The organism is Enterobacter sp. CRENT-193, from assembly GCF_002787395.1.
In the GTDB taxonomy this organism is placed as follows: domain Bacteria; phylum Pseudomonadota; class Gammaproteobacteria; order Enterobacterales; family Enterobacteriaceae; genus Enterobacter; species Enterobacter hormaechei_C.
On sequence record NZ_CP024812.1, the window covers coordinates 4375062 to 4398366 of the forward strand.

Annotated in this window: 19 protein-coding genes; 8 read left to right on the forward strand and 11 right to left on the reverse strand. The window is 61.0% G+C overall.

What is annotated here, in order from left to right; genetic code table 11:
• Position 1 precedes the first annotated feature (1 nt).
• Positions 2 to 1177: an isochorismate synthase EntC gene (entC, locus tag CU081_RS21880; protein ID WP_058647479.1), complete on the reverse strand. Its 1176-nt coding sequence runs from the start codon at positions 1175 to 1177 to the stop codon at positions 2 to 4.
• A 188-nt stretch (positions 1178 to 1365) separates the two neighbouring features.
• Here entC and fepB point away from each other — a divergent pair, with 188 nt between their 5' ends.
• A complete protein-coding gene (gene fepB, locus CU081_RS21885) occupies positions 1366 to 2325 on the forward strand; it encodes a Fe2+-enterobactin ABC transporter substrate-binding protein (RefSeq protein WP_022650569.1) in 960 nt (319 codons plus the stop codon).
• A gap of 46 nt (positions 2326 to 2371) precedes the next feature.
• On the opposite strand, the gene entS is transcribed toward fepB, so the two are convergent.
• Complete coding sequence (gene entS, locus CU081_RS21890; protein ID WP_022650568.1) at positions 2372 to 3619, reverse strand: enterobactin transporter EntS; 1248 nt, start codon at positions 3617 to 3619, stop codon at positions 2372 to 2374.
• A gap of 108 nt (positions 3620 to 3727) precedes the next feature.
• On the opposite strand from entS, the gene fepD reads away from it, so the two are divergent.
• Genes fepD through fepC form a run of 3 tightly spaced genes read left to right on the forward strand, consistent with a single transcriptional unit; the run spans position 3728 to position 6518 of the window.
• Positions 3728 to 4732 (forward strand): Fe(3+)-siderophore ABC transporter permease, encoded by a 1005-nt coding sequence (gene fepD / locus CU081_RS21895; protein WP_022650567.1) that lies wholly within the window; start codon positions 3728 to 3730, stop codon positions 4730 to 4732.
• Positions 4732 to 5721, forward strand: a complete 990-nt coding sequence (fepG, locus tag CU081_RS21900; RefSeq protein WP_072139725.1) for an iron-enterobactin ABC transporter permease — start codon at positions 4732 to 4734, stop codon at positions 5719 to 5721. Before fepD ends, fepG begins: the two co-directional genes overlap by 1 nt.
• Complete coding sequence (gene fepC, locus CU081_RS21905) at positions 5718 to 6518, forward strand: iron-enterobactin ABC transporter ATP-binding protein (protein WP_022650565.1); 801 nt, start codon at positions 5718 to 5720, stop codon at positions 6516 to 6518. Before fepG ends, fepC begins: the two co-directional genes overlap by 4 nt.
• A 56-nt stretch (positions 6519 to 6574) precedes the next feature.
• Here fepC and entF read toward each other — a convergent pair whose 3' ends face one another.
• The 3 genes from entF to fes are packed head-to-tail and all read right to left on the reverse strand — an operon-like array spanning position 6575 to position 11851.
• Entirely contained in the window at positions 6575 to 10432 is a 3858-nt protein-coding gene (gene entF / locus CU081_RS21910) for an enterobactin non-ribosomal peptide synthetase EntF (protein ID WP_022650564.1), read from the reverse strand.
• The gene (locus CU081_RS21915) at positions 10429 to 10641 is read right to left on the reverse strand and encodes an MbtH family protein (protein ID WP_003858806.1); all 213 of its coding nucleotides are present in this window, start codon (positions 10639 to 10641) and stop codon (positions 10429 to 10431) included. The genes entF and CU081_RS21915 overlap by 4 nt, the downstream gene beginning before the upstream one ends.
• Before the next feature lie 10 nt (positions 10642 to 10651).
• On the reverse strand, positions 10652 to 11851 hold the full coding sequence (gene fes, locus CU081_RS21920; protein WP_032645860.1) for an enterochelin esterase: 1200 nt from the start codon (positions 11849 to 11851) through the stop codon (positions 10652 to 10654).
• Positions 11852 to 11997: 146 nt separating this feature from the next.
• Between fes and CU081_RS21925 the strand changes: the two genes are divergently transcribed.
• Together CU081_RS21925 and entD are read left to right on the forward strand one after the other, a co-directional pair.
• Complete coding sequence (locus CU081_RS21925; protein ID WP_022650562.1) at positions 11998 to 14238, forward strand: TonB-dependent siderophore receptor; 2241 nt, start codon at positions 11998 to 12000, stop codon at positions 14236 to 14238.
• A gap of 162 nt (positions 14239 to 14400) precedes the next feature.
• On the forward strand, positions 14401 to 15090 hold the full coding sequence (gene entD / locus CU081_RS21930; RefSeq protein WP_022650561.1) for an enterobactin synthase subunit EntD: 690 nt from the start codon (positions 14401 to 14403) through the stop codon (positions 15088 to 15090).
• Here the strand turns inward: entD and CU081_RS21935 are convergent.
• The 6 genes from CU081_RS21935 to betT form a co-directional block, all read right to left on the reverse strand.
• Positions 15026 to 15865: a metal ABC transporter permease gene (locus CU081_RS21935; RefSeq protein WP_022650560.1), complete on the reverse strand. Its 840-nt coding sequence runs from the start codon at positions 15863 to 15865 to the stop codon at positions 15026 to 15028. The genes entD and CU081_RS21935 overlap by 65 nt on opposite strands.
• A complete protein-coding gene (gene sitC / locus CU081_RS21940) occupies positions 15862 to 16710 on the reverse strand; it encodes an iron/manganese ABC transporter permease subunit SitC (RefSeq protein ID WP_022647369.1) in 849 nt (282 codons plus the stop codon). The genes CU081_RS21935 and sitC overlap by 4 nt, the downstream gene beginning before the upstream one ends.
• Positions 16707 to 17513 carry an iron/manganese ABC transporter ATP-binding protein SitB gene (gene sitB / locus CU081_RS21945; RefSeq protein ID WP_022650559.1) on the reverse strand — a complete coding sequence of 269 codons (807 nt, stop codon included), beginning with the start codon at positions 17511 to 17513 and terminating at the stop codon, positions 16707 to 16709. The genes sitC and sitB overlap by 4 nt, the downstream gene beginning before the upstream one ends.
• Positions 17514 to 17515: 2 nt before the next feature.
• Entirely contained in the window at positions 17516 to 18427 is a 912-nt protein-coding gene (sitA, locus tag CU081_RS21950; RefSeq protein ID WP_022650558.1) for an iron/manganese ABC transporter substrate-binding protein SitA, read from the reverse strand.
• Between the two features lie 211 nt (positions 18428 to 18638).
• Complete coding sequence (gene nadS / locus CU081_RS21955) at positions 18639 to 18923, reverse strand: NadS family protein (RefSeq protein ID WP_022650557.1); 285 nt, start codon at positions 18921 to 18923, stop codon at positions 18639 to 18641.
• A 138-nt stretch (positions 18924 to 19061) separates the two neighbouring features.
• On the reverse strand, positions 19062 to 21095 hold the full coding sequence (betT, locus tag CU081_RS21960) for a choline BCCT transporter BetT (protein ID WP_022650556.1): 2034 nt from the start codon (positions 21093 to 21095) through the stop codon (positions 19062 to 19064).
• A 128-nt stretch (positions 21096 to 21223) separates the two neighbouring features.
• Between betT and betI the strand changes: the two genes are divergently transcribed.
• Together betI and betB are read left to right on the forward strand one after the other, a co-directional pair.
• Positions 21224 to 21811, forward strand: a complete 588-nt coding sequence (gene betI / locus CU081_RS21965) for a transcriptional regulator BetI (RefSeq protein ID WP_003858827.1) — start codon at positions 21224 to 21226, stop codon at positions 21809 to 21811.
• 13 nt (positions 21812 to 21824) lie between these two features.
• Positions 21825 to 23297 carry a betaine-aldehyde dehydrogenase gene (betB, locus tag CU081_RS21970; RefSeq protein ID WP_022650555.1) on the forward strand — a complete coding sequence of 491 codons (1473 nt, stop codon included), beginning with the start codon at positions 21825 to 21827 and terminating at the stop codon, positions 23295 to 23297.
• Positions 23298 to 23305 lie beyond the last annotated feature (8 nt).

Sequence of the window (23305 nt, forward strand, 5' to 3'; positions counted from 1 at the left end):
CTTAGTGCAAACCAAACACGTTGAGCATGGTGGAGAGCTTCACGCCCGTCTCGCGCCACTCGCCCACCGGGGAGGAAGCAGGCACAATGCCCGCGCCGGCAAACAGGCGAACGGTATTTTGATGCAGCCGCGCGCAGCGGATAGTTACCACCCACTCGCCGTTACCTTCGCTGTCGCACCAGCCAACAATGCCGCCGAACAGTTCGCGGTCGAAGGGCTCCAGCTCGGCAATGAGTTCTTTTGCCGCCTGATGCGGGAAACCGCTCAGGGCCGGGGTCGGGTGCAGCAGGCAGGCCAGCGTCAGGGCGTTCTCGTTTTCACGCGCGTCACCCTCAACCGGCGTGGCCAGATGCCACAGCGTTGGGGTGGTAATGAGCTGCGGGGAAGCCGGCATGCTCAGATGATGGCTGCGCGGTTCCAGAATGGTTTTCATCGCCTGGGTTACCAGGTCGTGCTCGTGACGGTCTTTTTCGGAGGCCAGCAGCTTAGTGCCCGCTTCGCGATCCAGCACATCGTCCGGCTGACGGCGCGCAGAGCCCGCCAGCGGCAGCGAACTAAAGTGCGCGCCCTCTTTACGCAACAGCAGTTCCGGGCTGGCGCCCAGCAGCACGCCGCCGTCTTCCAGCGGTACGTGGAAGTTAAAGCTCGCCGGGTTCTGGGCGATAAGACGCTCCATCAGCGCGCTGCTATCAATCTGTTTGTCGGTGGCAATATCAATCAGGCGCGACAGCACCACCTTATTCACCTGCGGCGTGGCGGTGAGCGACGCGGCGCGAGCAACCATCTCCTCGAAAACCGGCTGCGGCGGGATCTCGCTGCGTTGTTGCACGTTCAGCGTCTGCGCGCCGGAGGCGTAGCGTGCGGACTGCTGACGCGCCGGGCGGGAGAAGGTTTGCCAGCGTTGCGGAATAAACAGCGATGACGGTTTGCGGGTATCGAAGGGGATCGCCCCTACCATCACCGGATGGGCAATGCCGCTGTTTTTCGCATTCCGGAAAGCCTGAGCTAATTTCTGCTGAAAGGGACCCGCCGGATCGTCACCGCCGACGGCGGGTTCAGAAAAACGGGCAAAACAGCCGGACGTGGTAAAACTGCGGTAAGGCGACATAAAGAAAAAGATATCTGCTTGCAGCGTAGTCGCGGTGTGCTGAACTTCCTCAGCCAGGGACGTGTCCATATCATCCTCCTTAAAATGATAAAAGAAGCAATAATGATTATCATTTATATTTTCGTCGGCTAACCTAATCCCACATCGCCCCGCTGTCAACCGTCGGGCAAATAACTTGTGCGACAAACGCTTGCATCCCTTCCCTACAGCCCTGAAAATGAGAAGCATTATCTTCAATAAAATCAGGATGCCGCTCTGTGAAAATCGCTGCCGTTTGCCGCAATGCCCTTCTTTTAACAGGACTTTTTGTTTTAGGACTAACCTCAGCCGCCGCCGACGACTGGCCGCGCCAGGTCTCCGACAGCCGCGGCGTTCACACGCTTGAGAGCAAACCGACGCGCATTGTCTCCACCAGCGTGACCTTAACCGGCTCCCTGCTGGCCATTGACGCGCCGGTCATTGCCAGCGGAGCGACCACGCCGAACAACCGCGTGGCGGATGCGCAGGGCTTTTTACGTCAGTGGGGCGATATCGCGAAGCAGCGTAAGGTTGCCCGGCTGTACATCGGCGAGCCGAGCGCCGAAGCGGTCGCGGCCCAGATGCCGGACCTGATTTTGATCAGCGCCACCGGCGGGGATTCCGCGCTTGCGCTCTACGATCAGCTTTCCGCCATCGCGCCGACGCTTATCATCAATTACGACGACAAAAGCTGGCAGGAACTGCTGACCCAGCTGGGGACGATCACCGGGCAGGAGAGACAGGCCGCAGAGCGCATCGCTGCCTTCGATAAACAGCTCGCCCAGGTGAAGCAGCAGATGAAGCTGCCGCCACAGCCGGTGAATGCCATCGTTTACACCGCCGCGGCACACACGGCGAACCTGTGGACGACAGACTCCGCGCAGGGCAAGCTGCTGCACCAGCTGGGCTTTACGCTGGCGGACCTGCCTGCCGGTTTGCAGACCTCAACAAGCCAGGGCAAGCGCCACGACATTATTCAGCTGGGTGGAGAAAATCTGGCGACGGGGCTGAACGGCGAAGGGCTGTTCGTGTTTGCCGGCGACCAGAAAGACGTGAATGCGATTTACGCCAATCCGCTGCTGGCGCATCTGCCGTCGGTGAAGAACAAGCGCGTCTGGGCGCTGGGAACGGAGACGTTCCGCCTGGATTATTACAGCGCGATGCTGGTGTTAGACAGATTGAATGCGTTGTTTAAGTAGGCATTTTTCCTCCCTCTCCCCGTGGGAGAGGGCCGGGGTGAGGGCATCAGGCCGCACCGTCGTTCAACGCAACCTCCTGCCTGAACCGCCGCAATTCCACCAGCGTCACCAGTAAGATCGCGCCAATCATCGCTAACACAAACCCGCTGCTGCTCGCCGACGCCACCGGGGTCATTATCGCCCCCATCCCGCCGAGGATCGCCGCGCCAATTGCATCGCCCGTCACGTTCTGCGCGGTCCACAGGCCGTTAATGCGCCCGAGCATCCCTTCCGGCGTCTGGGTCTGGATCAGGGTGTACTGTAAAAGCGAGCTGACCGCGCTCAGCCAGCCAAAAATCACCAGACACATCACCCCCAGCGCCCACACCGGCATCAGGCTGAAGAAACCAATCGCGATAAACGAGGCCAGCGTCGCCACCAGCATGATCAGCCCCGGTCTCGCGCTCTGCGCCAGGTTGCCGCTGGTCAGCGCCCCACACGCGGCGCCGAGCGGAATGGCGGCGTACAGCACGCCAATCTCTGAGGCGCTCATCTGCCACTCGCCCGCCAGCGCCGGGTACAGCACGCGCACGGCGCTCGCCATCGTCAGCAGGCCGCCGAGCAGCGCAATGCCGCCAATCAACGGGTTGCTGAACAGAAAACGAATCGCGGCCATCAGGGACTTCAGCGGATGCTCGCGCGGCTGCGGCGGCGGTGGCAGGAGCGGCAGACGCAGCAGCGTCAGGGTGGTGATAAAGGTTCCGGCTGCGGCAAGGCCGTAGTTCCACGCCACGTTGCCGGTCGCCAGCAGCAGACCGCCGACCATCGGCGAAATCACCGAGCCGAGGCGCACGGTGAGCATGGTGATCGCCCCCGCCTGCATCAGGTTCTCGCGCCCGACCAGCGCGGGCGTGGCCGCCAGCAGTGCCGTCACGCCTAACGAAGCAAAAAAGCCGTCCCACAATCCCAGCACGTAAATGGCCACCAGCGACGGCTCCGGCAGCATGGCGTTCAGACACAGCCCGACAAAGCCCACCCCGCAGGTGCCGCGCGCCAGCAGGATAAGCTTTTTACGCTCGTATCGGTCCGCCAGCACGCCGCCCACCATCAGGCCGATAAACATCGCCCCGCCGGTTAAGGTGACGGATAACCCTACCAGCCAGCTGGAGTGAGTGATGGTCTGGATTTGCACCGGCACGGCCACACCAAGCAAACCGAGGGACAAAATGGAGATAAAGCGAGCGATAAAAACGGCGCGATACGCCGGGTGTGTTTTGAGCAGGCTGAGGTTAAGCAGCCAGGATTTTTGATTCATGACAAAGCCTTGAGTCTATTTCTACCCATTCCATGGGCGCACATGCTAACATAGCCAAATAAGATAGATAACGATAATCACTATCATTATCGAATCATGGATGTTGCTATGTCGTTTTCCTCTTCTGCGGTGCGCGCCCTTGCCGTGCCCGTTTTATTGCTACTGCTAATCCTTGCGATTGCACTCAGCCTGCTGGTCGGCGCAAAACCGCTGCCCGCGTCCGTTATTGTCGATGCGCTATCCGGTACCTGTCAGAGCGCCGACTGCACCATCGTGCTCGACGCTCGCCTGCCCCGCACCCTTGCCGGCCTGCTGGCCGGTGGTGCGCTCGGCCTTGCCGGTGCCCTGATGCAAACCCTCACCCGCAACCCGCTGGCGGACCCTGGCATTCTCGGCGTGAACTCTGGTGCCAGTTTCGCCATTGTGCTCGGCGCGGCGCTGTTTGGTTTCACCTCTCCGTCTGAACAGCTGGTGATGGCCTTCTGCGGCGCGCTGGCCGCCTCGCTGGTGGTGGCGTTTACCGGCAGCCAGGGCGGCGGACAGCTCAGCCCGGTACGCTTAACGCTGGCGGGCGTAGCGCTCGCGGCGGTACTGGAAGGCTTGTCCAACGGCATCGCCCTGCTCAACCCGGACGTGTATGACCAGCTGCGCTTCTGGCAGGCGGGTTCGCTGGATATTCGTACCCTTGAAACCTTAAAAGTGGTGGTGATCCCGGCGAGCGTCGCTGCCGCCGTGGCGCTCTGTTTAAGCCGGGCGCTGAACAGCCTGAGCCTCGGCAGTGACACCGCGACCGCCCTCGGCAACCGCGTGGCGCGTACGCAGCTGACGGGCCTGCTTGCCATCACCGTGCTGTGCGGCAGCGCGACCGCCGTGGTCGGCCCGATTGCCTTTATCGGCCTGATGATGCCGCACATGGCGCGCTGGCTGGTGGGGGCGGATCACCGCTGGTCCCTCCCGGTAACGCTGCTGGCGACCCCTGCCCTGCTGCTGTTTGCCGACGTGCTGGGCCGCCTGCTGGTGCCGGGCGAACTGCGTGTCTCGGTGGTCAGCGCCTTTATCGGCGCGCCGGTGCTGATCTTCCTGGTACGACGCAGACGCGGGGGTGGCGCATGATGGCCCCGTCACGTCGTTTACTCACCAGCGTCGCCCTGCTGGTCGTCGCCTGTCTGCTGCTGGCGGTCTGGAGCCTGCAAAGCGGTGCCGTAACGCTTGATTTCGCGCAGGTCTTTCACGCTCTCACCGGCAGCGCGCCGCGTAACATCACCATGGTGGTCACCGAATGGCGACTGCCGCGCGTGGCAATGGCGATCCTGGTTGGCGCGGCGCTTGGCGTCAGCGGCGCGATATTCCAGTCGCTGATGCGTAACCCCCTCGGCAGCCCGGACGTGATGGGCCTGAATACCGGCGCGTGGAGCGGCGTGCTGGTGGCGATGGTGCTGTTCGGGCAGCATCTCACGGCCATTACCTTTACGGCGATGGCGGGCGGCATTCTCACCTCCCTGCTTATCTGGGCCCTGGCCTGGCGCAACGGCATCGACACCTTCCGCCTGATCATCATCGGGATCGGCATCCGCGCGATGCTGATGGCGTTTAACACCTGGCTTCTGCTACAGGCGTCGCTGGAAACCGCACTCTCCGCCGGACTGTGGTACGCCGGTTCCCTCAACGGTCTGACGTGGGTAAAAACCTGGCCCGCCGCGCCGCTGATTATCCTGATGTTTATCGGCGCGTTGCTGCTGGTCAGGCGCATGCGGCTGCTGGAGATGGGCGACGACAGCGCCTGCGCGCTGGGCGTGAGCGTAGAGCGCTCGCGCCTGATGCTGATGCTGGTGGCGGTCTTGCTGACCGCAGCGTCTACCGCCATCGCCGGGCCGATCTCGTTTATTGCCCTTGTCGCGCCGCATATCGCGCGGCGACTTAGCGGCACCGCGCGCTGGGGATTAACCCAGGCGGCGCTGTGCGGTGCAGTATTACTGCTGGCCGCCGATCTCTGCGCCCAGCGGCTGTTTACGCCTTATCAACTGCCGGTGGGCGTGGTGACCGTCAGCCTCGGCGGGATTTACCTCATCGTCTTGCTCGTTCAGGAGTCACGCAAGAAATGACAGATTTAACCACCCGCTTGCGCGGCGAAAACTTGACCCTCGGCTACGGCAAAAAAATCATTGCCCGGGACTTATCCGTCGCCATTCCGGACGGCCACTTCACCGCCATTATCGGGCCAAACGGCTGCGGCAAATCAACATTGCTGCGCACGCTGAGCCGCCTGATGTCGCCGGTTGAGGGCAGCGTGTTCCTCGACGGGGAGCAGATCCAGCGCTTCGCCAGCAAAGAGGTGGCGCGCCGAATTGGGCTGCTGGCGCAAAACGCCACCACGCCGGGGGATATTACCGTGCAGGAGCTGGTCTCCCGCGGGCGCTATCCGCACCAGCCGCTGTTTACCCGCTGGCGCAAGGAGGACGACGAGGCCGTGAAGCGCGCGATGCAGGCGACGGGCATCACCGAGCTGGCCCAGCAAAGCGTCGATACCCTCTCCGGCGGACAGCGCCAGCGCGCGTGGATCGCAATGGTGCTGGCGCAGGAAACCTCGATCATGCTGCTGGACGAGCCGACGACCTGGCTGGATATCAGCCATCAGATTGACCTGCTGGAGCTGCTGAGCGAGCTGAACCGTACGCAGGGGTACACCCTGGCGGCGGTGTTGCACGACTTAAACCAGGCGTGCCGCTACGCGACGCATCTGATTGCGCTGCGCGACGGCGAGATTGTGGCGCAGGGCGCGCCGAAGGAGATTGTTACGCCAGAGCTGATCGCGCGGATCTACGGCATGCGCTGCATGATTATTGACGATCCGGTGGCGGGTACGCCGTTGGTGGTGCCGCTTGGAAAACGTGCGGTCTGATGCCCTCACCCCGGCCCTCTCCCACAGGGAGAGGGTTAGGGTGAGGGGCATTTGCACTATCCTAAAATTTCCTTCAGTACCGGCCCAATTTTCTCAAACGCCTGCGGTGAAATAATATCCACGTGGGCGCAGTCCTGGCTGTAGACCTCCAGCTCGCCCACCCACGGCGCCCACGCGGCCTGAGGATCCTGGGTTCGCGTTCGCTCGGCGACAAACAGCGTCGCTTTACCGTCAAAGCGCGCGCTGTGTGCGGTGGTGAGCAGCCGCACCGCGTCGGCGTAGTTGCCCTCAATGGCGTTAAACAGCTCGCTGGAGCCCTGCCCCTGCTGGGCGGCGATAAACGCCTGACGCTCGCGCTCGATTTCTGCCAGCACCGCCGGGTCGAGGCCGTTGGCCTCTTTCTCCGCCCAGTTCTGGGTTTCCGGCGGCCAGGTATCCAGCAGGCCGAGGAACGCCACCGCTTCACCCTGCTCGCGCAGGCGGGCCGCAATGCCCTGCGCCAGCGTGCCGCCGAGGGAATAGCCGAACAGGTAATACGGCCCCTGCGGCTGCTGCTTACGCAACGTGTTCAGATGATGTTCGATCACCCCATCGAGATCCGCGCACTGCTGCATCGGGCCGTTTGGCCGCGGCGACTGAATGCCGACGATGGACCAGCGCGGGCTGAGGTAGCGCGCCAGGACGCTAAACTGCCAGGCAAAGCCGGACGCCGGATGGAAGCAGAACAGCGTCGGGCCGTTGCTTTCACGCAGCGGCAGAAGGGTTTCATACCCCAGACGCTGCGCCTGCTCGTCGCTCATCTGCGAGTCCAGCAGGGCGCTAAGCTTGCTTACCGTCGAGGCGACCATAATCTGCCCCGGCGTGACCTTACGGCTGAACGCACGGCTGAGCTGAGCCGCGAGGCGCATCGCCAGCAGCGAGTGGCCGCCGAGGGCAAAGAAATCGGCCTCGATATCGTTCACCGCGCAGCCCAGCAGGGAAGAAAACGCCTGCGCCACGGCCACTTCGGTTTGCGTCTCAGGTGCGCGACCGGAAGTTCTGCTGGTCAGCTCCGGCAGCGGCAGCGCCTTGCGATCCAGCTTGCCGTTGGCGCTTAACGGCAGCGCGCTGATTTGCAGCAGCACCACCGGCACCATATGCGGTGGCAGCTGGGCTTTGAGTGATGCAAGCAGCGCGTCGCGGTCCAGCGGTAAGCCAGATTCAGAAACCACGTACCCCACCAGCTGGCGGGCATCGCCACCCGTCGCCGCTGCCTGGTTGAACACGCAGGCGTGCGCCACGGCCTGCGCCACGTCCGGCAGCGACAGCATCGCCCGGTCGATTTCACCCAGCTCGATGCGCTGTCCGCGGATTTTCAGCTGGTCGTCGCTGCGGCCCAGATATTCCACCGCGCCGTTATCCAGCCAGCGGGCAACGTCACCGGTGCGGTACATCCGCTCGCCCGGCGCGAACGGGTCGGCGATAAAGCGGCTGGCGGTAAGGTCGGGGCGTCCCAGATACCCCTGCGCCAGCTGGATGCCGGTGAGATACAGATCCCCCGCCACGCCGAACGGTACCGGGCGCATCATCGCATCCAGAATGCGCAGCCCCGTATTCCATACCGGGAAACCGATCGGCACGCTGTTACCCTCCACCGCCGCCAGCTCGGGGCCGTACGCCGGATACCAGCTGACGTCCACCGCTGCTTCGGTCGGGCCATAGAGGTTGTGCAGCGGCGCATGGGTGAGCTGTTCCCACTCGCGACACAGCGCAGTCGGCAACGCCTCGCCGCTACAGAACACCTGCTTCAGCGTCCTGCAACAGTGGGCGTTTTCCGGCGTCAGCGAGGCGACGAACGCCGCCAGCATCGACGGCACGAAGTGGGTGGTGGTTACGCCATATTCTGCGAAGAAGCTCTGCATCGCCTGCGGATCGCGGTGCGCGTCCGGCTCCGCCATCACCAGCTTTGCCCCGGCGATAAACGGCCACCAGAACTCCCACACCGACACGTCAAAGCTGCACGGGGTTTTCTGCGCCACCACGTCATGCGCCGTCAGTGGATAATGATCCTGCATCCACTTCAGGCGGTTAACGATGGCGGTATGGCCGACCATCACCCCTTTTGGACGTCCCGTCGAACCGGAGGTAAAGATGATGTACGCGGTTTGCTCCGGCTTCGCCAGGCGCAGCGGTTCAGCACCCGAGGTCGGTAATAGTGTGTTGTAACTAAACGTCTCGACGGAGAGATCGCTAAAGCGCGGAAGCTGCTCGTCGGTGGTAATGAGCAGCGACGGCTTCGCGTCCTCCAGCATCATCCGCAGACGGTCATCCGGGTAACCGGTATCCAGCGGCAGCCAGGCGGCGCCAGCTTCAACAATCCCGTGCAGCGCCAGGGTCAGGAACACCGAGCGCGGGAGCGCCACCGCCACGCTGTCGCCCGGCTTCACGCCGCGCGCGCGCAGCAGGTTTGCCAGCGCGACCACCTGCTCGCGCATCTGGCGGTAGTTCAGTTCAGTATGGGCATCCGCCAGCGCGGGGGCGTCCGGCGTTTTGCTCGCCTGCTCCGCGACCAGATCCGCCAGCGTGGTGGACGGCAGCGCCAGCCCGGTATCGTTGATGCGCGCCAGCCGGGCGTATTCCTGCTCTGATACGGTGTCCACGTCGCCACAGCGCAGGTCCGGGTTGGCGGCAAACTGCGTCAGCATTGCGTTCAGCCGCGCCGCGTGACCCTTTAGCGTCGCCTCGTCGTAACGCTGCCCGTTGGCGAGGATCTCAATGCTCAGTCCGCCCTGCTCGTCCGGGAACAGCGCAAGCTCCAGATCGTTCACCGGGCCGGTCGCCAGCGTGTGGGTAATGGCCTCCACGCCGTCGATATCCAGCTGATAATCGAACACCTTGACGTTCAGCACCGGACCAAACAGGGCTTCATCGCCTGCGGCACGTCCGCTGTTGCGCACGATCTGTTCGGCGTCGTAACGCTGATGGCGACGCATCTTTTTCAGCTGGTTCGCCAGGCGCAGCGCCAGTTCCGGCAGGCTCTCGTGCGGGCGAATATTCACCGCCAGCGGCAGGACGTTGAGCACCGGTCCGGTCGCGGTCAGCGCGGCGGAGCCCATGCGGCGCATAAAGATAAACCCGGCGGCGTAGTCCAGCCGTCCGGTCAGGCGGCCCAGCCACAGCACCACCAGCGCAAGCGCCAGATCGGTACGCTGCGCCTGGCCTGCCATCTGTGCAAGCTGGCTGAAAGCACGTCCGTCCATCGCCATTTTCAGGCGCAGGATGTCGGTGGTGGCGGCGTGTCCAGGCAGGGGCGCGGAAGAGAGCGAGACCGGAGAAGGAAGCTGTTGGCGCTGTTCGGCCCAGAAAGCACCGTCGCGCTGATACGCCTCACTGTCGCGATAGCGCTGATACTCCTCCACCACCTCGGCGAACGGAGTAAACGGGGAGGCGGGCGCGGGTTCCCCTTTCTGCCACGCAGCGTAAATGGCGGCGATCTGACGCGTAATGGCCGGGAAACTGAAGCCATCTACCACCAGATGATGATACCGCTGATACCAGTACCAGTGGCTTTCTCCCACCTGGATCAGCTGGTGAAACGCCAGCGGCTGACCGCTGTCGACGCGCAGGTTCTGCTTGAGATCGGCTTCCATCAGCGCCACGGCGGCGTCGTGGGAGTCAACGCGCACGATGGACGGCTCCGGCAGGAGCATGGCCTCATCGATCCACTGCCACACCTCACCGTGATCTTCGGCAAAACGCATCCGCAGGGTGTCGGCCTGCATCATGCCTTCAGCGATGGCTTTTGCCAGCAATGGCGCATCGATAGCGCCTTTCAGCTCGGTATAGTGCGCGGCGCTCCAGGCGTTTGGCAGGGAGGAAAGCTGCTCTGCCATCCAAATCCCCGGCTGGGCGGCGACAAGAGGGAGACGGTTCATGCGCGCTCCCCCGCAAAATAAAACGGCTCAAGCGTCTGCCACTGTTCCGCCAGCCACTGCTGGCACGCCTCCTGAGATTGCGGTTCGCAGACCACGCGCCAGCCCGCGGGCAACTCGCACTGCTGCGGCCACAGGCTGTACTGCCCCTGGTCATTTTGCAAAATGGCGAACTGTCCCTGCGGATTATCGAAAGGATTGCTGAATTCCATACAGACTCCGTTATTGAATAAGCGGCTGCCAGAGGGTCATCAGCCCCTGCGTCAGCCCACCGCGCCAGCAAAGCGCATCGTGTCCGCCGTCAACCTGACGCCAGAAAACCGGTTGCTGAGTGTGTAGTTCGGCGAAGATCGCCTGGTTGGCGCGCAAAATAAGCGGCTCGTTGCGCCCGGCCTCAAGGACAATGCGCAGCCCGCGAGCGGTTTTTTCACCCGCTTTGAGTTGTTCGATGAGCAGCCCGTCCTGCTGCGCGCCGCGGTGCGGCCACCAGTAGGATCCGGACTGGCTGAGGATGCAGCCAAAACGCTGCGGCCAGTTGAGGCCCGCATAGAGGGAAGAGAGTCCGCCGAAGCTCTGACCCGCCACCACGGTATGGTCGGCGCGGTCGCTGAACGGGGCCATGCTTTTCACTTGCGGGAGAAGTTCTTCCTGCACTGCCAGCCAGAAATCAGGGTTGCACGGCAGCTCGCGGCTGCGGTGTGCGGTGTCAATGACGTCAATTAAGACATAAACCGCAGGCGGCAGTTTGCCTTCATGGGTGAGCGACGCCAGAGCAGGCCAGACGGGCATGCTTTCGGCCCAGAACTGCCCGTCAAGGAGCACCGCCAGCGGGCGCTCGGGGCTTTCATCCCCGGTGGTAAAAATCCACACGCGACGACGGTTCTTCAGACGCGCGCTGTGCCAATCAATACAGACAGGCTTATTGTAAGGGGTATCGGGATGGTTCCAGCCGGGCTGTACGGGCGCCTCCGGCATCTCCAGCGCCGAGACGGCGTGCCCGCGCCCGCCGCGCCAGCTTTGCGGATTCAGCGGGTCGGACACCGCGTGCGGCAACAGTTTACGCCAGCCTTCGCGCAGCGCCATGCGGTCCGGCTGCTCGCCTTCAAACACTGCATCGGCAAAATCGTTTTCGTTATCGGAGGGGATAAAACAGTAGCTGCCGCGCCATTCGGGACTGAACTCGCCCTGCCACTGCCAGACGTCGGTATCCGGGATACGTTCAAGGGATTGCGGACGGGCATTTTGATGATGATCGGTCACGCCGGTGACGTAGAGCCAGACGCGTTTCACCGTCGAGGTTTTCTGCGTTCCCGCCGGGTCCCGCCACCAGAATGTCACGCGATAGTTTTCCTGATGACGTTCCCGTTCCGGCCCGTTTTTCGTCTGCCACCACGCTTCACTTCCGGTTGTTAACGCCGTCACCCTTATAACCCCATGTTTAACAGACTTTTTTGTTTCAGAGCAAATTTTATTGATAATATTATTGATAACTATTTGCATTTGCAATAGCGTAATGCCCGCGCTGTGGGAAGCGCGCTCATTAAATAACCATAAAAGCGGGACGTACAATGAATAAGAAGATTCACTCTCTGGCCTTGCTGGTCAATTTAGGGATTTATGGTGTCGCGCTGCCCGCCATGGCAGACGATAACACCGCCTCCGCGCAGAACGAAGACACCATGGTGATCACCGCCGCCGAGCAGAATTTGCAGGCGCCGGGCGTGTCGACCATCACCGCCGATGAGATCCGCAAAAACCCTCCAGCGCGCGACGTGGCGGAAATCATCCGCACCATGCCGGGCGTTAACCTGACCGGCAACTCCACCAGCGGCCAGCGCGGGAACAACCGTCAGATTGACATTCGCGGCATGGGCCCGGAAAACACCCTGATCCTGATCGACGGCAAGCCGGTCACCAGCCGCAACTCCATCCGTCTGGGCTGGCGCGGCGAGCGTGATACCCGCGGCGATACCGGCTGGGTCCCGCCGGAGATGATCGAGCGCATCGAAGTGATCCGTGGCCCGGCTGCTGCCCGCTACGGTAATGGTGCGGCGGGCGGCGTGGTGAACATCATCACCAAAAAATTTGACGACCAGTGGCACGGCTCCTGGAACACCTACCTGAACGCGCCAGAGCATAAAGACGAAGGTTCCACCAAACGCACCAACTTCAGCCTGAGCGGCCCGCTGGGCGGGGATTTCAGCTTCCGCATGTACGGTAACCTGGATAAAACCCAGGCCGACGCGTGGGATATCAACCAGGGTCACCAGTCTGACCGCACGGGCGCTTACGCCAACACCCTGCCCGCAGGCCGTGAAGGTGTGGAAAATAAAGACATCAACGGCGTGGTGCGCTGGGACTTCGCGCCGATGCAGTCGCTGGAGTTTGAAGCGGGCTACAGCCGCCAGAACAACCTGTATGCGGGCGACACGCAGAACACCAACAACGACAACGCGCTGGTGAAGAAGAACTACGGTAAAGAGACTAACCGTATCTATCGTCAGAACTTCGCCGTGACCTGGAACGGCGGCTGGGATAACGGCATCACCACCAGCAACTGGGCGCAGTACGAGCACACCCGCAACTCTCGTCTGGGTGAAGGGTTGGCGGGCGGTCTGGAAGGCCTGTTCAACAGCAATAAATTCACCGATACCGATCTGGCCGACGTGATGCTGCACAGCGAAATCAACCTGCCGATTGATTTCATTGTGAACCAGAACCTGACGCTCGGCACCGAGTGGAACCAGCAGCGCATGAAGGACTCAACCTCCTTTACACAAACCCAGCAGGGGGGCACCATCCCGGGCATGAGCGAAGATCGTAGCCCGTACACGTCAGCGGAGATCTTCTCCCTGTTTGCCGAAAACAACATGGAGCTGACCGACAGCACCATGCTGACCCCTGCCCTGCGCTTCGACCACCATACTATTGTGGGTAATAACTGGAGCCCGTCCCTGAACCTGTCGCAAGGTCTGGGGGATGACTTCACCCTGAAGATGGGCATCGCGCGCGCCTATAAAGCGCCAAGCCTGTATCAGACCAACCCGAACTACCTGCTGTACAGTAAAGGCCAGGGCTGCTACGCCAGCTCCGACGGCGTGGGCTGCTACATGATGGGTAACGACGATCTGAAAGCGGAAACCAGTATCAACAAAGAGATTGGCCTGGAGTGGAAACGCGACGGCTGGCTGGCTGGCGTGACCTGGTTCCGCAACGACTATCGCAACAAGATTGAAGCGGGCTACGCGCCGATTGGCCAGACGTCCACCGGCAAAGTCACCACCGACATCTACCAGTGGGAAAACGTGCCGAAGGCGGTAGTGGAAGGTCTGGAAGGCTCCCTGAACGTGCCGGTCAGCGACACCATCAACTGGACCAACAACATCACCTACATGCTGCAAAGTAAGAACAAGGAGACCGGCGATCGTCTGTCGATCATCCCGGAGTATACGCTGAACTCTACCTTGAGCTGGCAGGTACGTCAGGATGTCTCATTGCAGTCGACCTTCACCTGGTACGGCAAGCAGCAGCCGAAGAAGTACAACTACAAAGGTCAGCCGGTGACCGGGTCTGAGAAAGACGAAGTCAGCCCGTACAGCATCGTTGGTCTGAGCGCGACCTGGGACGTGACCAAAAACGTCAGCCTGACCGGCGGCGTGGACAACGTCTTCGACAAGCGCCAGTGGCGCGCGGGTAACGCCCAGACCACGGGTAATACCACGACGGGTGCGTATATGTACGGCGCGGGTGCGTATACGTATAATGAACCGGGTCGCACCTGGTACATGAGCGTAAATACGAGGTTCTGATACAGGCAGTGACTTCCCCCTCTCCCTGTGGGAGAGGGCCGGGGTGAGGGCGAGGTAAAAGCAAAACGGCAACCCCGTTGCCGTTTTTAGTGTTTGCTCCCTCTCCCTGTGGGAGAGGGCTGGGGTGAGGGCATCAGGCCGCACAATACTGAAGGGAAAACCATGCACACCACCCACAGCACATTTTCTCTCGCTGGCCACACCCTCCACCGCATCACCTTCGACCCCACCACCTTTACGGATGCCGATCTCCTCTGGCTCCCCCACCACGCCCAGTTGGCTAACGCCGGACGCAAACGCAAGGCCGACCACCTCGCAGGCCGCATCGCCGCCGCGCACGCCTTACCTGACTACACCATGCCCGCCATCGGCCCCAGCGGGGAACCGCTCTGGCCGCAAGGAATTTCCGGCAGCATCACCCACAGCGGCACGCAGGCGATAGCCGTCGTCACGCAATACCCGGCGCTTATCGGCATCGATTGTGAAACGATCCTCTCCGAAAACGAAGCCAGGGAAATCAAAGACGGCATCATTGATACACAGGAAGAACCTGTGCTTTTCCGCCTGGGATACCCGTTCGCCCTCGCCCTGACGCTGGTCTTCAGCGCCAAAGAGAGCCTGTTTAAGGCCCTCTTTCCGCAGGTACAGGCCTGGATGGGTTTTGACTGCGCCCGCGTTACCATGCTCGACGATAAGACGCTTACGCTGGCATTGACCTGTCAACTAGCAGACTTTCAAGAAGGCACCGCCTTCCCCCTGCACTGGCAGCAGCACGGCGAACAGGTCATCACTCTGCTGTCACACGCTCCTGGCGACGAGCCTTCACGCTGGTCACCACAAACGTCACGATAAACACCATCGCGAACAGGACCACAATGGTCGGCGCAGGCGCGCTGTCGAGATAAAACGAGGCATAAACGCCGCTTACCGACACCAGCGCTGAAACGGCGACCGCCACCAGCAGCGCCATGTGAAAGCGTCGGGTAATCAGCACCGCCACGGCGCCGGGGGCAATCAGCAGGGAAATCGACAGAATGATCCCCACCGCTTTCAGCGTCGCGACGATGGTCAGCGAAACCATGCACAGTAAGCCGTAGTGCAGCCAGCGGGTGCGCAGGCCACTCGCCTGCGCCTGCTGATAGTCAAAGCAAAACAGCAGAAAATCGCGCCACTTCAGGCCAATCACCAGCGCAATCAGCCCCGCGACGAGACCGCTTTGCAGAATGTCCATCACGTTAATACCCAGCATATCGCCGAACAGAATGTGGTCGAGATGCACCTCGGGTTTGACGGCGATATAGAGGATCAGCCCGGCGCCGAACATGCCGGAAAAGACGATCCCCATGACCGTATCCTGTTTGATGCGGCTGTTATCCTTCAGGTATCCGGTGGCGACCGCGCAGAACAGACCGGCCACGAACGCGCCCAGCGCCAGCGGCAGGCCCATCATCCAGGCCAGCACGACGCCGGGAAACACCGCGTGGCTCATGGCGTCGCCCATCAACGCCCAGCCTTTCAGCACCAGAAAAACCGACAGCAGCGCGCAGGGCACGGCCACCAGGAGTGAAATCAGCAGCGCGTTGTTCATAAACGCAAACTGGAAGGGTTCGAGGAGCAGCGTCATCATGGGTGTGCCTCCCGCGCCCGACGACGGCTGGCAAGCAGTCCGTGCTTCGGCGCAAAGACGAACGCCAGCAAAAACAGCAGCGTCTGGGCGACCACGATAATGCCGCCGGTGGCGCCGTCCAGGTAATAGCTGGCCCACGCGCCGAGGAAGCTGGTGATGCTGCCAATGGCGACGGCAATCATCAGCAGGCGCGGGAAGCGGTCGGTCAGCAGCCACGCGGTCGCGCCGGGCGTGACTACCAGACAGATCACCAGAAACGCGCCGACGGTTTGCAGCGCCGCCACGGTAGAGACCGCCAGCAGCGTGAAGAAGAGAATTTTCAGGCGTTCAGGACGCAGACCGATGGCGCGGGCGTGGTTCTCATCAAAAAAGGTCACCATCAGATCTTTCCATTTGAACAGCAGGATAACTATCGACACCACGCCGATAATCGCCAGCTGGACGATATCTTCCGGGGCGATAGCCAGAATATTGCCGAGGACGATGGTCTGAATGTTCACCGAGGTCGGGTTGAGCGAGACCATAAACAGCCCCAGCCCGAAAAAGGAGGAGAAGATCAGCCCGATAATGGCGTCCTCCTTCAGGCGGCTGCGCTGGTTGAGAAACAGCATGCTGCCCGCCGCCAGCCCGCCCGATAAAAACGCCCCCAGCGAGAACGGCAGCCCGAGCATGTAAGCGCCCGCTACGCCCGGCACGATGGAGTGCGACAGCGCATCGCCGATCAGCGACCAGCCTTTAAGCATCAGATAGCAGGAGAGAAACGCGCACAGCCCGCCCACCATCGCCGAGACCCACATCGCGTTGAGCATGTACTCGTAGCCGAAGGGTTCGAGAAGCGCGTTCATTTGGCCTCCTGTCGGTGCGCCACGAAGGGGCGTTCGTCGTCGGTAATAATGCGATCTTCCGAGCCGCTGAGCACCACGTGGCGCAGCACGCCGCTGAAGGCGCGCTCAAGATTCTCGGCGGTAAAGGTGATATCCGTCGGGCCGCTCGCCAGCACGGTGCCTTTGACCATCACCGTGTAATCGCAGAATTCCGTGACCGAGCCCAGATTGTGGGTCGAGACCAGCATCGTTTTACCCTCGTCACGCAGCTCCCGCAGCAGGCTGATGATCCTGGCTTCGGTTTTGACGTCCACGCCGGTAAACGGCTCGTCGAGCAGGATCACCTCGCCCTGCTGGGCAATCGCACGGGCCAGAAACACGCGCTTCTTTTGGCCGCCGGACAGTTCGCCAATCTGCCGATGACGCAGCTCAAGCATGTCCACGCGCTTCAGGGCGTCGGTGACGATCTGCTTATCGCATTCTTTGGGGCGACGCAGAAACCCCATATGCCCGTAGCGGCCCATCATCACCACGTCCTCGACGAGCACCGGAAACGACCAGTCGACCTCTTCCGACTGCGGCACGTAGGCGACCAGGTTCTGACGCAGCGCCCGGTGAGGCGGCAGCCCCAGAATGGAGATAGTGCCGCTCGCCGCCCGCACAAACCCCATCACCGCCTTAAACAGCGTGGACTTGCCGGAACCGTTCACCCCCACCAGGGCAGCAATCGATCCGCCCGGCACGCTGAACGACGCGTCGCGCAGCGCCGTGTGGCCGTTGCGGTAGGTCACGGTCACGTCGGTTACAACAATACCTTTCTGCATGATTACTCCTTCATCCCGTCGCGGATGCCCTGCACCAGCGTGCGGGTGGTGACGTTCAGCAGATCGATATAGGTTGGCACCGGGCCGTTTTCCGCGCTCAGAGAGTCGACGTACAGCACGCCGCCATAGTGGGCGCCGGTTTCACGCGCCACCTGACGGGCGGGCTTATCGGAGACCGTGCTTTCGCTGAACACCGCCGGAATGTGATGTTTTTTCACCAGATCGATAACCTTGCGCACCTGCTGGGGCGTGCCCTGCTGATCGGCGTTGATCGGCCACAGGTAAAGCTCCTTCAGGCCCAAATCCCGCGCTAGATAGGAAAAAGCCCCTTCGCTGGTCACCATCCAGCGTTTGTCTTCCGGTATCTCCGCGACCTGCTTGCGCAGCGGTTCGAGAGTGGCGGTGATCTTCTGCTTGTAAGCATCAGCGTTGCGCTGATAGATCTGTGCGTTGGCCGGATCGTACTTCACCAGCGCGTCGCGGATGTTATCGACGTAAATCAGGGCGTTGTCCGGCGACATCCACGCGTGCGGATTGGGCTTGCCGTTATAGGGCCCTTCGCTGATGCCCATCGGGGTGATGCCTTTGGTGACCACCACCTCCGGCACACCGTTCAGATGCTGATAAAAGCGCTGGAACCACAGCTCCAGGTTCATGCCGTTCGCCAGGATCAGCTGCGCCTTCTGCGCGCGTTTGATATCGCCCGGGGTGGGCTGGTATTCGTGAATTTCCGCGCCCGGTTTGGTGATGGAGGTGACCTCTGCGGCATCCCCCGCCACGTTTTTCGCCATATCAGCGATAACGGTAAAAGTGGTGATGACCTGGAACTTTTCAGCCGCCAGCGCGCCCGTGGTGGTCGCGGTCATGAGCAGCGCGCCGAGCAACAGACGCTTCAATCCTTGCCGTGGATGCATCGCAGAAGTCTCCTGAGGTGATTAAAATCAAAGCAAAATTAGCCTGTGCTATAAGGTATAGCACAGGCTATATTTAAATGAAAATAATTATCATTAAAGTTGTGTCAACGGAGGGAGAGCCTGATGGCGCTTCGCTTATCAGGCCTACGGTAAAGCAGTTTTGGAGTTTTGTTGGCCGGGTAAGCGCAGCGCCACCCGGCATAAGGGCGACTCACTGCCCGGCAAGTGCCTTATAAAATGCAGGATTCTCCCGAATCACATTAAGTACCTTCGCCGCCAGCCCGGTTGGGTTGCGACGTTTAGACTCCCAGCTCTTTATCGTATCGACGCTCGTGCCAAGCGCCTTCGCCATTTCGCTTTGCGTGATATTGAGCTGCTCTCTGATGGCGCGCACATCAGCAACTTCATAGCGGGTTACCCGGGAAGCGGCTTTCCTTCCGCTGTGGATCTCAACCGCCTCTTCAAGCGAAGTTTTAAGTTCATCAAAGATGCTCATTTTATACCTCGGAACAACATAAAGGCGTACATAGTACACCTCTAGTAAAAGATATAATAAGCACTATTCGAAAAGTACAGGGCCAGATTCATAACAATCTGGCCCCTTAACTTTCACGCACTTTATTCAGATCAAACTTTAGGCATCCGGGAACATCACGCTATTCCCCGGCGCTTCCCTGTGCAGATGGATAAAGTTCAGGTGCCGTTCATACTGGTCCAGAATGTCCGTAATCACCTGCTCCTTGCTGTAATCCATCAGATCATTCCCCTGGCTGCCTTCCAGCAGGAACGTCTCCAGCCGGTAGTAGGTCGACTTCCCGCTGCGCGCCCGGTAGGTAAAGCCGGGTACCGAATACTGCTGCGGCCAGATCTGATAGACAAAGTTCTGCTCGTCGCCCATGTGCACCAGCAGATCCAGGTGCCCCAGATTTTCGCCCTCTTCCGGGGGCAGGTTTTTCAGCTCCACGTAGGCGCCACGCAGCTTCAGCTCCTGTGCCACCTCTTCCATCGCCGGGAAACAGACCGTCTCCATCATCTGTTTGGTGTAGCGCGTACCGGGGTAATTCATCAGGCGCGAGAGGCGTTTTTTCCAGCTCAGCCTGTCCTGCGCGCCCAGCGGACGCGGGGCGGTGTCGCGGCTGGCGCTGACGCGGCGGTAGTCTTCCACCTTAAGCGATTTATACAGCCCGGCCATCACGAAGAAGATCACGAAGCTGAACGGCAGGCCCATGATCACCGTCGTGTTCTGCAACGCCGAGATACCGTTGGTCATCAGCATGCCGAGCGTCAGCAGGCCGATGGCGACGGACCAGAAGATGCGCAGCCAGTTCGGCGCGTCGCTGTTAATGTCCTTGAGCTTCGAGGTGAAGTTCCCCAGCACCAGCGCGCCAGAGTCCGCCGAGGTGACATAGAACAGCAGGCCGGTGATGGTCGCTACGGACGCGCTAAAGGTGAACGCCGGGTACTGCGCCAGCAGGCTGTAGAAGCCGCGCTCCGGGTGCGCCATCGCTTCCTGGGCAAAAGTCGCATTGCCGTGGATGATCTCGTGCAGCGCGCTGTTGCCGAAAATCGACAGCCACAGCAGGGTAAAGGTGAACGGGATGATCAGCGTGCCCATCACGAACTGACGGATGGTGCGCCCACGCGAAATACGCGCCAGGAACAGGCCGACAAACGGCGACCACGCCACCCACCACGCCCAGAAGAACAGCGTCCAGTTGTTCATCCACTCTGTCGGACGGTCAAAGGCAAAGCTGTTCAGCGTCATGCCCATAAAGCGGTTCACGTAATCACCCACGTTCAGTACTAAGGCATTGAGCAGGAACGAGGTGTCACCCATAAACAGCACGAACAGGATCAGCCCCAGCGCCAGCGCGACGTTCAGTTCGGAGAGCACGCGAATCCCTTTATCCACGCCGGAGGTCACCGAGATGGTGGCGATAATCACCGACAGCGCAATCAGCGCCGCCTTCGCCGCCATCGAATCCGGGATGTCAAACAGCACGCTCAGCCCGTAGTTGAGCTGCACCACGCCAATTCCGAGCGTGGTGGCGATGCCGAAGATGGTGCCGATCACCGCCGCAATGTCGACGCTGTGGCCAATCGGACCGTTGATCTTTTTGCCGAAAATCGGGTACAGCGCGGAGCGGATGGTAAGGGGCAAATTATAACGATAGCTAAAGTATCCGAGCGCCATGCCCATCAGGGCGTACATCGACCAGCCCGTCAGGCCGTAGTGGAACAGCGTCCAGACCATCGCCTGGCGCGCGGCCTCCATCGTCTGCCCTGCCCCTTCCGGCGGCTGCATATATTGCGTGACCGGTTCCGCCACGGAGAAGAACATCAGGTCGATGCCGATGCCTGCGGCAAACAGCATTGCGGCCCAGCTCAGCAGGCTGAACTCGGGCTTAGACTGCTCTGGCCCGAGCTTTACCGAACCGAAGCGCGAGCAGGCAATGCAGACCACGAACACGATGTAAAGCGTCGCGGCCAGCAGATAGTACCAGCCGAAGGTCTTTGACACCCAGTCCAGAGTGCGCCCAATCCACTCGGCAGAAAAATCACGAAAGAAGATGGTCGTCAGGGAAAACAACAAAATCAGCCCGGCGGACGTATAAAAAACGACCGGGTTGATTTTGTCTTTTTCTCTGTCTTGTGAAAGGTCTGTCATCCAGTATCCCCACTGTTTTTGTAACTATTGAAATCCAAAATCGCAACAATTAAGACACATTTTATATTGAACGTCCAATCAAAAACCGCTTTAATAGATTACCAACGCTGATGAATGGAGTGGCAAAAATGCCCAAAGTGGGGATGCAGCCGATCCGGCGCAGGCAGCTAATCGATGCCACGCTGGAAGCAATTAATGAAGTGGGAATGCATGACGCAACCATCGCGCAGATCGCCCGTCGGGCGGGCGTATCCACGGGGATCATCAGCCACTATTTCAAAGATAAAAACGGTCTGCTGGAAGCGACCATGCGCGACATCACCGGTCAGCTGCGCGACGCGGTATTAAGCCGTTTACGCGCCCTGCCGGACGGCAGTGCAGAGCAGCGCTTGCAGGCGATTGTCGGCGGCAATTTTGATGAAACTCAGGTTAGCGGCGCGGCGATGAAGGCCTGGCTGGCCTTCTGGGCCAGCAGCATGCATCAGCCGATGCTCTACCGTTTGCAGCAGGTCAGCAGCCGTCGGTTGCTCTCAAACCTGGTGTACGAGTTCCGCCGCGAGCTGCCGCGTGAACAGGCTGAAGAGGCGGGCTACGGGCTCGCCGCACTGATTGACGGGCTGTGGCTGCGCGCTGCGCTCAGCGGCAAACCGCTGGATAAAACCCTGGCCCAGTCGCTTACCAGCCACTTTATCAGCCAGCATTTACCGACCGACTAACCGAGGAGAATTTATGTCCCGAATGGCAGAACAGCAGCTTTATATCAATGGTGGTTATACATCCGCCACCAGCGGTCGCACCTTCGAGACCATCAACCCGGCGAACGGTGAAGTTCTGGCGACCGTGCAGGCCGCCGGGCGCGAAGACGTGGACCGCGCCGTCGAAAGCGCAAAGCGCGGGCAAAAAATCTGGGCGGCGATGACCGCCATGGAGCGCTCGCGCATCCTGCGTCGCGCCGTCGATATCCTGCGCGAGCGTAACGACGAGCTGGCAACGCTGGAAACCCTCGACACCGGTAAAGCGTATTCCGAAACCTCGACCGTCGACATCGTCACCGGCGCGGACGTGCTGGAGTACTACGCGGGGCTGATCCCGGCGCTGGAGGGCAGCCAGATCCCGCTGCGCGACACCTCGTTCGTCTACACCCGCCGCGAGCCGCTGGGCGTGGTGGCGGGCATCGGCGCGTGGAACTACCCGATCCAGATCGCCCTGTGGAAATCCGCGCCGGCGCTGGCGGCGGGCAACGCAATGATCTTCAAGCCGAGCGAAGTGACACCGCTTACCGCCCTGAAGCTTGCTGAAATCTACACCGAAGCGGGCCTGCCGGACGGCGTGTTTAACGTCCTGCCGGGCGTAGGCGCGGAGACCGGCCAGTACCTGACCGAGCATCCGGGCATCGCGAAAGTCTCCTTTACCGGCGGCGTCGCCAGCGGCAAAAAGGTGATGGCGAACTCGGCGGCCTCGTCCCTGAAAGAGGTGACGATGGAGCTGGGCGGTAAATCCCCGCTGATAGTGTTTGACGATGCGGATCTGGATCTCGCGGCAGATATCGCCATGATGGCCAACTTCTTCAGCTCCGGCCAGGTGTGCACCAACGGCACCCGCGTGTTCGTGCCCGCGAAGTTCAAAGCCGCGTTTGAGCAAAAAATCGTTGAGCGCGTGGGCCGCATCCGCGCGGGCGATCTGTTCGATGAAGCTACCAACTTTGGTCCGATGGTCAGCTTCCCGCACCGCGACAGCGTGATGCGCTACATCGCCAAAGGCAAAGAGGAAGGCGCGCGCGTGCTGTGCGGCGGCGACGTGCTGAAGGGCGAAGGCTTCGATAACGGCGCGTGGGTGGCCCCGACCGTGTTCACCGACTGCACCGACGAGATGACCATCGTGCGCGAAGAGATCTTCGGCCCGGTGATGTCCATCCTCACCTATGAGTCCATTGAGGAAGCGATTCGCCGCGCCAACGACACCGACTACGGGCTGGCGGCAGGCATCGTCACGACCGACCTGAACCGCGCCCACGGCGCCATTCATCAGCTCGAAGCGGGCATCTGCTGGATCAACACCTGGGGCGAATCCGCCGCAGAGATGCCGGTGGGCGGCTACAAACACTCCGGCATTGGCCGTGAGAACGGCGTCATGACGCTTCAGAGTTACACCCAGGTGAAGTCCATCCAGGTTGAGATGGGTAAATTCCAGTCCATATTTTAACCGGGAGG

Coding starts and splice junctions, on each gene's coding strand:
- fepG (WP_072139725.1), top strand. CDS start 4,732: ATGGCCCCGTCACGTCGTTTACTCACCAGCGTCGCCCTGCTGGTCGTC.
- entD (WP_022650561.1), top strand. CDS start 14,401: ATGCACACCACCCACAGCACATTTTCTCTCGCTGGCCACACCCTCCAC.
- CU081_RS21925 (WP_022650562.1), top strand. CDS start 11,998: ATGAATAAGAAGATTCACTCTCTGGCCTTGCTGGTCAATTTAGGGATT.
- CU081_RS21935 (WP_022650560.1), bottom strand. CDS start 15,865: ATGATGACGCTGCTCCTCGAACCCTTCCAGTTTGCGTTTATGAACAAC.
- entS (WP_022650568.1), bottom strand. CDS start 3,619: ATGAATCAAAAATCCTGGCTGCTTAACCTCAGCCTGCTCAAAACACAC.
- betI (WP_003858827.1), top strand. CDS start 21,224: ATGCCCAAAGTGGGGATGCAGCCGATCCGGCGCAGGCAGCTAATCGAT.
- fepC (WP_022650565.1), top strand. CDS start 5,718: ATGACAGATTTAACCACCCGCTTGCGCGGCGAAAACTTGACCCTCGGC.
- entC (WP_058647479.1), bottom strand. CDS start 1,177: ATGGACACGTCCCTGGCTGAGGAAGTTCAGCACACCGCGACTACGCTG.
- CU081_RS21915 (WP_003858806.1), bottom strand. CDS start 10,641: ATGGAATTCAGCAATCCTTTCGATAATCCGCAGGGACAGTTCGCCATT.
- sitB (WP_022650559.1), bottom strand. CDS start 17,513: ATGCAGAAAGGTATTGTTGTAACCGACGTGACCGTGACCTACCGCAAC.
- entF (WP_022650564.1), bottom strand. CDS start 10,432: ATGAACCGTCTCCCTCTTGTCGCCGCCCAGCCGGGGATTTGGATGGCA.
- sitA (WP_022650558.1), bottom strand. CDS start 18,427: ATGCATCCACGGCAAGGATTGAAGCGTCTGTTGCTCGGCGCGCTGCTC.
- nadS (WP_022650557.1), bottom strand. CDS start 18,923: ATGAGCATCTTTGATGAACTTAAAACTTCGCTTGAAGAGGCGGTTGAG.
- betB (WP_022650555.1), top strand. CDS start 21,825: ATGTCCCGAATGGCAGAACAGCAGCTTTATATCAATGGTGGTTATACA.
- fepD (WP_022650567.1), top strand. CDS start 3,728: ATGTCGTTTTCCTCTTCTGCGGTGCGCGCCCTTGCCGTGCCCGTTTTA.
- betT (WP_022650556.1), bottom strand. CDS start 21,095: ATGACAGACCTTTCACAAGACAGAGAAAAAGACAAAATCAACCCGGTC.
- sitC (WP_022647369.1), bottom strand. CDS start 16,710: ATGAACGCGCTTCTCGAACCCTTCGGCTACGAGTACATGCTCAACGCG.